We start from the raw sequence: 13,737 nt of genomic DNA, 5'->3' as shown, positions 1-13,737 counted from the left end.
AGGAACATTAAAAAACCCGCCTAAGCGGGTTTTTTTGTTGCTGCAGCAGTCATGGTTGGCGGAGAGTACTAGTCGTATTTATTCCCGCGCCATCCCCTTCCCGACCGTCCGAGACCACCACCTGGTGGTAATCCAATCCCCTGTCCAGTGCGATCTCTTCGATCACCTGAGCGGACACCTGGTCACCGACCATTTCCACCATTCTTGAGCGGCTTACCTTGCGGCCTAAGCGCAACGTCAGAAACCTGACCCGTTGAGACTGTAGGGCGTAACTGGTGAAATCCTGGCTTCGATTCGCCATAAGAATGGGTACGCCGCCCTCGGCAATTTCCCCACAGTGCCACCGTGTCAACATGGCTTGTCCGCTGATAAGTACGCTGATTCCGCGCCATCCTGTAGTGCACAAGACAGTTTCGGTACTCTCCTCCTTACGGGTAAAAGTGACTACCTCAATACCGAAGATCTGAAAGCCGAAACCGCGTCGCCTGGCGGTGGCGCCATGCTGTAGCACATCAAGGTCTTGATGTTGAGTCATGCTGCGCCTCCTGAATGGAACGGTGTATTAGGGGAGAATTGAGTACGCCGCATCAACAACGTTTCCTATTACGATACCTTACACACAAATCACGAGCACTGTTTAAATAAACAGTAATGGATCAGTCATTATGTGCGTTATCCTGCCCGGAATTGTACCACGCAGGACGTTTGATCGTACCACGCTGGTACGCGAACCAAGAGGGCCAGAGCCCCAGGTCGCAAGACTCAAGCGCTTTTAGCGGAGCGCTGTAAGTTCCAGTTTGGAACTTCTACATGGTGACCATAAGGTCTCATGCACATGACTATGCCGATTATTAATGTCGGCATGAGGGGGATGTAGGGGCAAAAAAAAACCGGCAGAACATTCAGGACCTCAAAGACGCTTGCAGGCGGGTTTAGGGGGTCGAAATGCAAAGCCGGATTATGCGATTCCCAGGGTTTTTAGCGAAACCCTGTAGGACGCATATTCCGCTATCGTGGAACTCTGGTCAATACCAATGCCACGAAAAATTGTCATTTCCCTCCAAAAAATTTCACTCCTTCGCTCTTTAGGTCACTGGTCGTTCAGCTAGGTGCTTATGAACCCCGTGCACCATGGCCTCCTCCAATCCTAAATCACCGCAAATGAGCGTTCTCGCCTTCAAGCAGACTCTCAAAGACCGTATCAGCCTGTTTGCCACTGATCCGACCGTGTTCACTGAGCTGGCGTTCTTGCGCACCGTTCGGCGCCTCCGCTGGGACGCTTCGCTTGATTACTACGGAAATCGAAAGCACGCCTCAGAATATCGAAAGATCCGAGAAGCGAAAGAGGCAGGGTTGCCAGTTCCACGCGGGAACTCTAAGTGCACAGACACCAGCTGCTATCCTTTAAGCTCCCGAATCAGGCTTGAGCGGGAAACCTTCGGCAACCACCAGATGCACGCCCAGTTGCGGCGTAGCATCGTCTCGGTACTCAACTACCTCGTCGACAAGCTGGACCTGGTGAGCGGTGTATGCGTTAACGTAAAAAAGAAGCGATACCGCGAAATCTATGTTCGTGAGATTGCAGTGGGAACTGGCCTTGGCAAACGGACTGTACAGCGGGCGCTTTCAAACCTATCTAGGCATCGTCTCCTCAACCGTGGCGTAGCGTTGATCGGCATCACGCCTACTCTCTATAAGGCGCTCGGACTCTATTCCCTGGCGCGAGCTATGGCAGCATCCCTCAAAGCCCTGATGCAGCATGGTGGTTATCGCGGGGCCAAGATCAACCCAGAGCACATAAAGCTGCACCCGAGTTTCCATCGCTTTATTCTCAGGTCACCTGCTACGCCGTCGCTAAGAAAGCTGCTTGCGAGCGTCAACCTAGCTACGGACGCGACAGTTGCTGCTGTCTCTGCGACGCCAAAAGTTCCAAGCAGGAACAATTACACGCAGCAGTCGGCTCCACCCCCCACCACGGGTCCGCCGACATCTAGCGAGGGCGCCTTTGAAGCCGAGCGCAGGAAAGTTGGCCTCGACGCCCTCAGAATGCTGAAAGCTAATCTCTCAAAATAAATTTGGTCGCAATGACCAGATACACCCCTGCCCCGATTTCAGCATTCTCGCTTCAATCTAAGATGCGAACCCGTTTCTTGGGCTTTAACTGCCCCTTCCACTCTTAGCTTTCCAGTCTCAACCGGCCATCTGCCCTTGCCGACAGGCAAATCATCCGCCTCGATCATTGAAATGCTGAACCTAGAGCCTTTGGGCTGCTTGAAATCAGGCACCTCGGTATATCAATTACAGGCACTCTATAAAGCGTAGCTTCAAGAGAATAGGAAGAAGGAATACCGGCTCAACTGCCACCTAACTAGACTTTACTTGAGTCTCCCCGCTGGCAATCGAAAGTGACGCAGGGCACCCATTCAAGTCAGCGCCGAGAATTCCTAGACGACTCTCAAAACGCCTGCAGCAACCACTCGGATTGCTGTTCTGAGTTAGCGTCTAAGGCTCTGTATGCACGCATAGGCTGCGTATCTCGATAAGATACGTTGCAGAGTTTACTGATTGCTGTGAGCCATTTTAGAGTCGCCCTAATCCGTAGCTACCCACAGCGCTACAGCACTGATCTCTCCCTCGCCGCTGTGCTCAATCTAAAAAGACCACTCGCTAGATCCCTCGCAGAGTCGACTGAGCACCGACGAGGCTATTCAGGGTTTAATCCACTCCCTACACCGATCCTTCGACTTGGCACCTGCCATCATCACCTCGATGGAATGCCAAGCAGGAATATTCAATTTGAATGATCGACGTGTGAGCTACTACTACTCCCTGTGCCGCTGATTTTTAAGAAGCCTAGCTATGGACCAGTCCCGCGATGAAATCCAACTCGACTTGTCCTGGCCCCACCAGAGGAATGCCTTTGCCAGCGCTTAGGCTGAGAAATTTGGGACTGGAGTTGCACATCATTTTGAGAGTTCGATTATTTGATCAATACACTCCGATGACTTGACGACCAGTGTCACTGTCCGCCATCAATCGCTTGGGCGCGCCTGCAGTCCATTGCTGTGCCAGTAGAGCAACAATGACTTCTGCTGCAGTTTGGGGGTAACAGGGCACTTGAAACATGTCACTGCATTGCCGCTCAGCGACAAATCTGAGGCATGAAGCTATGTTTCATTTTCGAACTCCGGCCGCTGAATTTAATCATTGAGTGTCTGTTGAAGCGTCGATTGCAGAGACTGCTCATTCACCTGACCCAGAAGTCTTTTTATAGCCTGTCACCAAAAGCGCGTAACTCTGCTTCTGCATCACCGCCGTCAATCTTGGCTGGCTTGCTTTGGTTCCGTGGTGACTTGCTTAGCGACGGCAGTTGTAGCAGGCGATGGCCACTCGACGATATCTGCCGCAGAGTTCCAGCATGGAACTTTTGTGCCTTAACAACGCAGCCTGAGTTCTTCACCAGTTGCGCAAAATTGAGATGTAGCAGGGCTAGCTCTGGTCAAAGCAGGCTGAATAGCTTCTTGGCTAGGTCTGAACATGCTGGGTCTTTCTACGCTATAGGCGCTGCAAGTTCCCATCTGCCCATTCGCTGACGCTAAGAGCTCAAGAATTCCATAGTTCCAGCTTGGAACTCATATGGGCACCACCGGCTTGATTGAATCCCTATGAGCAACGATCCATACTGCATCGAATCCCCCAAGCCTAGAGATCGGCCTTCGTCCCTTGAGGGTGCCGCCAAGCCATCGAGAGCGGGTTTCCAACCTAAATGTATCGAAGAGCTACCGTCCCGCTCGGCCTTCACATGAATGATATCCAGCATTCTGAAGGCTGACCTGGGAAATGGGCTCACCGATATGCGATGGCGTCACTCTTGAGTCGTCGTGAGAAGCTCGAACTAGACCCGCATGAAGTTCATGCCCCCTTCTCAAGGGACGCGCCAAAAGTTCCATGGTGGAACTCCGCACCCAACCTGAGTAAATGGGTGTACCTACAGACTGATTTCTCGGGCTGCTCAGGCTGGGCGGCCAGAAGTAATGCATTATATTTCGCGGTGGCAGGCTCCAAGCTGGAACTTCCATGCGTAGCCCTTAAAAGCGATCGTACGGCTATTTATAGTACCAGTGAGATGGCTTGGAACTTTCGTAAATCCAGATCCTGCCATCCTTTTTTTTAGCTTCATCCTGCAGGTATGTTCGTTTTTATCGAGCCCATTAAAGTTTTCACAATGAGGTCTTCTTAATCCGGCTCCAAAATCTTTCAATGGTGGGGTTCTTGACGGTCAAGCTGCTTAATTGAGCAGGGGGTTACTACGAGGCACACATCGGAGGTTAGGTTGGATTACCGAGTGAGCGAATGTAGGTAGCGATACCAAGACATCCATGACGCGCCCAGATCTATATAAAGGTCGCCGGATCGGGAGGGCTGCATCTTGCTTGAGCTACTGTGAGCTAGCAGGAGGTAGGAACTCAATTCGCCATTCACAAGCAGATATGGCTATTCAAGCCCCTTCAGGAAATACCTAGTCCCACCGTCATTGCTAGCGAGTGATGCTGGCGCTGAATTTGATTTCTAACGGGCAGGGGCTGGTTTGATCACGAACACTCAAGGGGCAGCCGTCCTGGGAAATACCCTCTCCGCAACGAATTTGCACATCTGCAGGGCACTTGCGGTAGGTGAGAGTGTTCGCCAAATTTATTCCTCCGGCCTCTTTCGATACGCCAGGCGTCATCCCCTGGTGTAGCGAATCAGGGATATCCGTTCCAGAAGGATTTTGATAGTCCTCTAGAGTCTGTATTTGCGCTGATTTGTGAGAGACCCCTCTGGGATAGATGACGGCACAGACGGATCCGTCCGTGGCAATGGTTAGAGTGGGGCTCATAGTTTTGAGGATCCATGTATAGGCTGTAGCACTTCTGTGAATGCATTAGCCCGTCAAGTCATCTACCTAGCGTAATTAGATGCGAGTTGCTGATCATCCAGCCACTGGGATTGGATGCTGGCGGAGATCGATGGTGAAGCTAGGACTTAAGTGAAGACTCTCGACGACAATTCAACATATCCTGGCCCGACCTGCACTTTGGATAAATGCCAACCCCGCAGCGATCGAGGCAAGGCATTCCCATACAGCTCACGCGTCCAACTATAAGCTTCCGCATGACTATGGTCATGCACCTTGGTTGGCACCGCATGAGCAACCGGCAGGACTCAGCCTAGCAATTCATAGAAAATGGAGCACTGGTTGCATACGCTGCAGGACCTCTAAGTGCAGACCAACTGACCTGAAGGGGCGCGTGCCTGTGGATCTCATCACTGTCATGTGTCTCCAGTGCATAACCCGCCGCTGCACTATGTGTCACGTATATCCCTGGTGATTCATGACTGAGGGCTGACCTATCATACGATCCGCAAGCGGTTGAGGTGTCATAACCACACCAGCCCCCCACGCCGGGTACAAACCTGACGGATGTGACCGTCAAACCGGCACCCGGCTTCGTACTTTATAGCAAGTTCCAACATGGAACTTTAGACATACGCAAAGATGCGATGCACCAAATACGCAAGGATTCGAAGGGGGGAACGTTCCACCCCGAGCTGCGTTCGTAACGATCACCCTGATCCCAGCAACATTCAGCGTTATCTCAGAACGGATGTTCGAGTCAACGCGTGGAAGCCTTTATCGTGTACTCAAAGAGCTTTTAGAGGGAACGCTTCAAAGCGTTTGGGCGTCAGCGCTGAAAGCCCTTTGACGACGACGCACTATTCTGTGCTGCGGGGCGTGGCATAGGGTCCAGCACTTAGAATGTGGGGTACCATCCAAACGAAAATCCTTGATGGATCGTACGATCCAGTTTTCGTTTAATTAGGATAGCTTGGAGGAGGGGGTATGCTGTGGATCGTACGATCCATTTCGGAAGGAGCCCTGTTTCGAGGGCGCTGGGGGATTATGCTGCAGCCAACGTGATAATGGAAGGGCCCTGCAGACCCCACCACTCAAACATCACAGACCCAGCCAGAAGCTAGATATACCGTCGACATCCTCACGGTTTCTGTTCCTTGTCTCCGTATCCAAGACCGACTGAGCGAGGTCGTCCCTGTTCATGAACCGTCCTCGCAACGGGTTTGCCGTCTGGTCCCACATTGCAATGGCGTCAGACTCCCCAGGCCATGGTTTGGGCAATGCATACCTATGCTCACGCTCCAGGTGCTCATTCCTTGGGCCGTAGTAGCTTTGGTTGGTGATCATCGAATGTCCAAGCAGAGCGGCAATGTCATACCTACTGAATGAACCACTGCGACGGGCCTCTTCGGCGAACACATGGCGGGCAGTGTAAAAGCAGAGGGGCTTGCCATCGAGTACGCCAGGGCTGCTCGTCGAAGCGGCCATCAGTTTTAGCTTGGCTTTATTCGATGGTGAGACTGCGACCCCGAGGTGCTGGATAGTACCTCCATGGAACTTTAGAACTCTGGCCCAGGCGCGCTGCAAAAGCTTCCTGCGCCGGTCGTAGAACTCGCCAAACTCATTAGCATCCTCGTGCTTGTAAACGATGTCCAAAAACATTTTCAGCACGTTGACCTGGTTGTCTGGCCAGTCATCCATAACCAGGTAGCGCTTGTCCTTGAGAGGGTTGTCCTCGCGTCTACCAGACTGCTTGAGCGTATGAACCTCCAGTACACGCCTCATGGACAGGTGCGTATCCGGATCGTAGTGATCTTGAAGGTAGCGGGCAGTTGGCCATTCGTGGGGACGCAAGCCGGTCCATAGAGTGCAAACAAACCACAGCGCGGTCTCCATGCCAGCAATCCTGTTCCTGGATGGGTTCTCTTCCTCCAATTTGGTGCGCGCTACCGGAAAAAGCTCATCTTTCAATAGCTCCCAAACGCTCTCGCTAACGTACGAGAGGTATCGCTGGTTCCTCTTCGTCAGCGCTACGAACAGCTTGGCATCGTCAATGCCATTGAGTAGCACGTTCTCGAGATTTTCGGCCGCCTCAACTTTTAAACGCTCACGCCTGCTGGGGGGGATCCACGCTCGAAGCTTGGAGGTTGACTCATGACCCTGCTCCTCAAGGTAGCTCGCCACCCATTTGCGATAACAAAGGGCAGTTTGCTCACCAAGTCCTTTCACGGCGATGCGGCGGTCAAGCCAGCGAGTAAAGGCTGCGACGTCAACGCTTTTGATATCGCTGGCGGAGGAGGGGGCGTCAACGCTGAATGCTGCAGAGGCGCCCCCCAGGCCTGGCGTCAACGCTTCTAATTCGGGGCGCTCGCTCTGGAACGAAGTGAGGATACCGATTGCTCGTAGTTCAATGTCGCTACTGATTGGCATAGATGGCGCTCGTAAAAGAGTTAACGCGAGCCTGATCTCAAGCTGACGTTTCCCACTGATTGCTGGCAAATGTAGCGCTGGCCGGACGTTTAACTATTTTCCGGTGTACCACCTTCAAACCGCAAAACGTAATAGATTCGGGACTTTTTGAGAGACGTCCGGACCCTGGTACAAGGGCAATCCTAACCTAGGTACAAGAAAAGTCCATCGCTAGGTACATAAAAGGTCCAAAGCCGGGTACAAGCGGCCCTACATCCGCCACGCAGGCCTGAATACGCAATTCGCTGGGAAGCTAATTGATGAGGTTAATCGATCTCAGGATCTCACCCTGGCGGTCCATGACTGGTCAATTGAATGATCCTAGGAACATGCTTGGTAGGCGCGGCGTGCGGTCCCGTCTGTGGAGCAGGCCGCAAAAATGCCTGGACAATGTCGCCGATACCAGCCTGGAACCCGCCACCACTGCCAGCCGCGCAGAATGCTAACCCGTCCTCTGTATGCCACGGAAACGCCACAAGAAATGTATTTAGCTGCCACATGATTTCATGATGCATTCCCGTGCCACAACAGCACCACGTAATTACCACCTTGTGTCGGCAAGTAAAGAGTAGGGTGAGATAGGGAATATCGTAGTCATTGCGTGGCTATACTGACACCATCCTAAAGCCATGCGAAGTGGTTGTTGTGGCACGGAATGGAGCAGGTAGGACCGCAAGCTTGCCATTTCGGTGGCACAAGAATTACTATGCTGTGGTACCGTACCACAGAGGTTCCCTTTGAAGGCTTACCCTTGAGGTGGGATAATGCCCACAGTGACAACGTCTAATATCTTGATACGGAGTTGATATGGTGGATTTTCCTATTGCTGAGATGCCTTCAGCTCAAATCCAGCCTTCAGTGGAGCTCAGGCAGATCGGCGAATTGAAAGGTCGCGATCAGAAGGAGCTATCTAAGGATGAGGGTGGCAAGTTGCGAACTGATGCGCTGCGCCAGGAAGGGCTGCGGGTTGGTGCCCAATCCGGTCTGGCATACCGGTACGGCATGATCACTGACTACCTCGATGCTGTTGAGCCCAAGCTGAACGTTGCGTTCAACTTGGCCCAATTCGTCCGAGATGGACACCTTCTAATCCCTGCCATCACAGAGACCCGTGACCAATTCACGAAGGAAGATGGCGCAGTCCATAAGGTGAAGGTCGCCTACACAGTTCAAGAAGAGGCAAAGATTGTTTCGTCAGTCCCCACCTGGCGCGACTACGTCTACCAGCGCTTCGAAAAGCCCGAGCTGCCACATGAATCGCTCTACCCACGGGATGACTACGAGGCATCCGAGTGGAAGAAATCTCTTATGGAAGGATGGAATGCTGGTGTGTATCAGGCGGATGAAATGTTTCACGATCGAGTGAATCAGCTGGCAAAGGCTGTCGAAGGGCGTCATCAGTACCTGACACTAGAATCGAGAGGCATGTTCAAACCCGCCGATCTGACCGTGGTGAATTCCAAAGTGACATTCCAGGGCCGCACCATGAATGTCGGCGAGCAAATCATTGGCATCGGCCAGTTGGGTAACTTCACCCAAAGCCAGACATGGGCGCCAATATGGACAAGGTAACCAGTCACGCAGAGGCCGCCGAGGGGCGCCGCGAAGGTGTAGTCGAGTCGTTGGTAGCCAACACTGTGCTTCAAGCTCCTCCGTTCCCGATGCCAGCAAAGATCGACCTTGATTACCTGGACAAGCTTCTCGCCTATTGCGTTGAGAAAAAGGTATCTGACCTCATCATTGTGACGGACGACACTATCGTCATGAAGACAGGGGCTAGCCTTTACCGCTTCGGGGAGCGCCCATTCTATCTATCCGAGGTAGAAGGCTTGTTGGCGGAAATGGTTAGAGATCCTAACGCCCCGCTTGAGGTATCGCGGGCAGAGCCTAGAGATTTTGCTTACGTGCTTGAGCGTGTGGTTACCAGACCAGTCCGTATACGCGCATGTGCCACAGCTTGCTTGGGAAGGAATGGAAGCAGTGGGCTAGAGCTGATCTTTCGACCAACGGGTAAGCCCATCCCTCCTTTGGACGCGCTCGAGGTAGAAGATTACATCAAGGATAATTCAGAACCCGATTCTGGAATCGTGATCGTCACCGGCCCCACAGGGTCTGGCAAAACAACGCTTCTAGACTCGATCCTGATGCGTAACCTTACACGCTACCCCGCGAAACGAATCGTCACCTACTACGCGCCGATCGAGAATGACCTAAACAATATTCCTGGTCGGGTGGGTCAGGCGGTCCAGTCAGAAATCGGGATACCGGGCCAAGGGGCTCACTTGAAGGACTTCGCACTGGCAGTTCGTAACATGCTGCGCAGAAACCCAGACCAAGTGGTTTTCGGTGAAGCGCGGGACCGCCCTACAATCGCTGGCGCTGTCCTCGCTGCAATGTCAGCTCACACCACTTACACGACATCCCACACGTCGAATGTGCATATGACGATCGCGAGGATGGTCGACGAATTTCCTGCAGATGAAAGGATTCGCATGACGAATGCCCTCATCGATAACTGCAGGTTGATCGTACACCAGCGCTTGGTGCGGCATAAGGATGGGATTGGCGTGGTCGCTATTCGGTCTGCACTGGCTTTCACCCAGAGCATTCGCAATGAGCTCCTTCGCTGTGACATTGAGAAGGTGCCACTGCTTATCAAGGAAGCAACGGAGCGAGAGGGAATCAGCTTACTCGAATCTGCAAAGCGTCAGTTTGAGCTGGGCAACATTGATGAGGCCACGCTGGGGTCGCTGGAGAGAGAGATGAAAGCGGAGATTTTCTGATGCTTTTAACCACATCCAAGGGGGAGCAGATCAACACGGCATTCTGCAGCAAGCAGTCAAAGATCAGCGTCAAGATTATGGAGGCTCACACGAGCGTACTCGTTCCATTGCTGATCCTGCCGTTAGCGCCGTTTCTGATCACACTGAAAATCAGCTCTTCCATCGTCCTAGCCTTAGTGCTCCTGGAGCGTAGGGGATGGACCGTAATGTATGCACTCAAACGGCTACGTCGCAAATGCGCAGGCTCGATGCGCACCAGATCGACTAAACGAAAAATGGCCCGAATGGCCAAATACTGAGATAAACCATGAAACCCATTGCTTCCAGAAAGGCCCCCGAAATGATCATCGCTGCTGACGACAACGGCTATGCCTCCCATAAAACCGCCTACTACAATGCGGAAGGGAAAATCGAGTGTACGAAGGTCGAAACCAACATCCAGGTGGGGGGGTCGACCCTCACTGGTGTGGGCGGTGAGAAAGAGGATTCCTACCACGTGTATGACGACGGCGGGTCTATCTTGGCCACATACACCTGTAGCCCAGCGAATACTTCCCCACTGGAACTCCGTAACTCGGACTATCCGTTTGTGGAGGCGAATCGAGTGCTGATGCATCATGCTCTGGTCGCCTCTGGCCTGGCGGGTAAGTCAGTTTCAATTGGTGTGACCCTGCCATTCCGCGACTACTACGGTCAGGATGGCTCGATCAAGACCAACTATGTAGAGCGTTCCCAGCTTAACTTCATGCAGAACAACGTTGTGGCAGAGAAGGGCCAGCAGAAGGTAAATATCATCTCAGCGAAGGTCTACCCTGAGGGCATGAGCGCCTTTTATGATTGGGCCATGGATGATGAATGCAATACTACGGCTGGCTATGACGACCTCGACGGGAACGATGGCAATGCATTAATCGTAGACATCGGCGGTTCAACAACTGACATCGTTTGCATCCGTATGGTCAACGGCAACATCAAGATCGACCAAGGGCATTCCGGTACTGAAAAAATTGGCGTTCACGATGTGCGCGAGCAGATCAATAGTGCCTATCAAAAGAAGTACGGCGGAGGGCACGAGTCTTCACTTTCGCCTCGTGCGATCGCCAGAATCATGGAGACTGGCTCTCACAGAGCAGGAGGTGAACCACGAGATCTCAAGGGGGATGTAGCCTTTATTATCCGTGGGGTGACTCAGCGAATCGTGAGCTATCTCCGTACCAAAGCAGGCGACATCAATAGCTTTGATGTGATTCATTTTGTGGGAGGTGGTGCTGTCTTGTTCGCCGAGGAGCTACAAAAGGAAGTCCCTATCGCAACGGTCGGCGACGAGTTCTCCAACGCTCGTGGAGTGTTGAAGTACATGAAAGCTCAAGAGGCTCAGCAGGCCTCGGCCTGATTTATTCCCACCTTGGTAGATGGTTAGATGACAGGACGTAGGAAAGTCGAATCAGCGCGAAAAGTAGTTGCACGCGTACAGGTCATGCTCCGTGCAACAGATCAAGACGTCGCCCTCAACACGGAGCGCAACCGCTTAATCACTATGATTGAAGGCATGCAGGCTTCTAACACACTCCTCGAATTCGTGATAGATGCACTCAAAAGCAAGCTTCGCCAGGAGGAGGGGCAGCCTGTTATCGGCTTTAGCGTTCAAGTACCAGGTGGGGTTGTACCTTCGCAACAAGCAGTCCAGCAGCATGCTGCTCATGTCGGTAACGGGGGGGAGTACCAGCAGGCTACCCTGGCGCCGCCGAGTATCACTGCTGCTCCAAGCGAACCAGCAACACGCAGCAACCAGTCCCGGACTTCCCAAAGTTCCAACCTGGAACTCTCTCACGCTGGGCAGCATGAGTTTAGCCATCCGGTTAACAGCGAAGATCGAGCGGAAGAGCAGGTCCGAGCTCAGCCAGCTTCCAACGCTCCGAAGCCGAGAAGGCCAATGGGCGGAAATGCATTGAGCGCGATGGGGCAGTAATAGACGCATGAAGGGGCCTTAAAAGGCCCCTTTTTTTACGCTTGTAACCAGCAGAGAGCTTCGCTCTGGGGGAGGATAGGACCCGTTGAGCAACGCCTGGTTGAGCTTTTGGCCAAACAGCTTCACCAGTAGATTCATTACTGCAGTGGGATTGAAGTCCATTGTCCAGTCCAAAGCTTGGCCAGCGCACTCAATTTTTCTGAGGATGATCCGATGTTCATCCGAAATTCTGAGGCTCACGCGGACAGCCCCGTCCGTTGGCTGTATCACTTGCGCAATGGCTGATGTCGCATGGGGGTTCCGAGCCTGTAGAGATGGGACTGGCTCGGAATCCGAATACATACCCCAACGCAGATTATCAATGTCGAGCTCGATCGAAGCGAACTCAATCAGCACTCGCAGCCAGTGCGCCCTGCTTGGAGATGGGGCTCGCTTTTTTGGGTGTAGCTCACAAATTCTCCGAGCCAGGACTGAGGCTCCCTCTATCAGGGTATCGAGCAATTCAGGTCTGATCTGGAAGGCGGTGGGAGAGACATGGGTGCCTTCAATGCTTGGTCTTGCCATGGGTAACCTTGCTAACGGGGTGGGCGAGCGATACCCAGTCACTTTAACAGGGAACTTGCCCTAAATATATATGATTCTAGGAATCATATATTGACGTTCTGGGGGGGTTGCCTGCATCATAGGATCAGGGCAAACCCAAGATGCTTTGAGGATTAAGGGATGAGTGTAAGGAAGCCACGGGGCTATTCTGTTTGCAATGAACTGCTGGATGAAGCGGCTCAGTCGGTCCACGTTGACCCGCATGCCCTGATCGTTGTTCCTTGGAAGGCTGGTGCCCTTGGCATAGAGTCGAAGGTTCTGGTCAGCCTGGCGCAGCGTTATGGCGCACTGGGCCTGACTTCGAAAGGGGAAGGTAGTCAGCGGAAATTCAGGTTCTATTACAACCGCACAAGCGCTGGTAACTGGTTCACAGAGGTGTGGCCCTTATGGAAAGTCTCAGCCTGGTTTTCTGCCCTTGTCTTTTTTGGTATAGGCTTCCAAGAAATGAAGGTCGGTATGGGCTGCTTTGTGGTCGGCGTTCTATTGCTACTGGCCTTTGGCCCTAGATCGATCGCAGCACTGCGCAACTCTGTTGTTGCTGGAAAGCTTTCGGCTTACGCCTATGCACGAGAGAGTTACCCTCTAATAATGGCAGGCGCCATCCTCGGTGTGATCATGCTTGAGTGGGCCTATGTGCTGCCTTGGCAGGCGGGTAGGGCATCGGAGCTAATGAGCGGGGTCATAGATGTTTTCACCCTGAGCTATGGGTTGGGTGACTTTATCTCCAAGGCCCTCAAGTGTGTGTCAGCGGTCGCGGTTCTGGCGGTAGTGTCTGTATTGGCCTTTCAGGTAGCTGGGATAGGCATGATGCGCTTCTGGCTTCAAACCGCAAGCAATGATGGGATCTTGTTTGACCACCCGGAGCAAGGGACCTGGTTCTACAAGTTGATGGTTGTTGGGTCCAATCCATTAGCAGGATTTTTCTCGTTCGGCTTCTTTGTGATGGCGGCATCGGGCCTTGCAGTACCATTCTTTCAATAGTTCTAACCTCATGTGGCAAAAAAAAACCAGCCCTA

General features: G+C 52.7%; 8 protein-coding genes. 6 read left to right on the top strand and 2 right to left on the bottom strand.

Annotated elements, in window-relative coordinates:
- Nucleotides 1–49 precede the first annotated feature (49 nt).
- A complete protein-coding gene (locus tag SJI00_RS20990; RefSeq protein ID WP_322463598.1) occupies nt 50–535 on the bottom strand; it encodes a hypothetical protein in 486 nt (161 codons plus the stop codon).
- A 596-nt stretch (nt 536–1,131) separates the two neighbouring features.
- On the opposite strand from SJI00_RS20990, the gene SJI00_RS20985 reads away from it, so the two are divergent.
- Nucleotides 1,132–2,073, top strand: coding sequence for a hypothetical protein (locus SJI00_RS20985; RefSeq protein ID WP_322463597.1), 942 nt, complete (start codon nt 1,132–1,134; stop codon nt 2,071–2,073).
- Between the two features lie 3,925 nt (nt 2,074–5,998).
- Here SJI00_RS20985 and SJI00_RS20980 read toward each other — a convergent pair.
- Nucleotides 5,999–7,327, bottom strand: coding sequence for a hypothetical protein (locus SJI00_RS20980; RefSeq protein ID WP_322463596.1), 1,329 nt, complete (start codon nt 7,325–7,327; stop codon nt 5,999–6,001).
- Between the two features lie 846 nt (nt 7,328–8,173).
- Between SJI00_RS20980 and SJI00_RS20975 the strand changes: the two genes are divergently transcribed.
- The 5 genes from SJI00_RS20975 (at nt 8,174) to SJI00_RS20960 (ending at nt 13,702) form a co-directional block, all read left to right on the top strand.
- Nucleotides 8,174–8,938, top strand: coding sequence for a type IV secretory system conjugative DNA transfer family protein (locus SJI00_RS20975; protein ID WP_322463595.1), 765 nt, complete (start codon nt 8,174–8,176; stop codon nt 8,936–8,938).
- Nucleotides 8,926–10,149, top strand: a complete 1,224-nt coding sequence (locus tag SJI00_RS20970) for an ATPase, T2SS/T4P/T4SS family (protein WP_322463594.1) — start codon at nt 8,926–8,928, stop codon at nt 10,147–10,149. Before SJI00_RS20975 ends, SJI00_RS20970 begins: the two co-directional genes overlap by 13 nt.
- Nucleotides 10,149–10,448, top strand: coding sequence for a hypothetical protein (locus SJI00_RS22725; RefSeq protein WP_491630671.1), 300 nt, complete (start codon nt 10,149–10,151; stop codon nt 10,446–10,448). Before SJI00_RS20970 ends, SJI00_RS22725 begins: the two co-directional genes overlap by 1 nt.
- Nucleotides 10,449–10,456: 8 nt before the next feature.
- Nucleotides 10,457–11,542 carry a ParM/StbA family protein gene (gene parM / locus SJI00_RS20965; protein WP_322463593.1) on the top strand — a complete coding sequence of 362 codons (1,086 nt, stop codon included), beginning with the start codon at nt 10,457–10,459 and terminating at the stop codon, nt 11,540–11,542.
- 1,299 nt (nt 11,543–12,841) lie between these two features.
- Entirely contained in the window at nt 12,842–13,702 is an 861-nt protein-coding gene (locus SJI00_RS20960; protein ID WP_322463592.1) for a hypothetical protein, read from the top strand.
- Nucleotides 13,703–13,737 lie beyond the last annotated feature (35 nt).

The organism is Pseudomonas gebzensis (genome assembly GCF_034427815.1).
Lineage (GTDB): Bacteria > Pseudomonadota > Gammaproteobacteria > Pseudomonadales > Pseudomonadaceae > Aquipseudomonas.
This window is presented reverse-complemented; position numbering and strand designations above follow the sequence as displayed.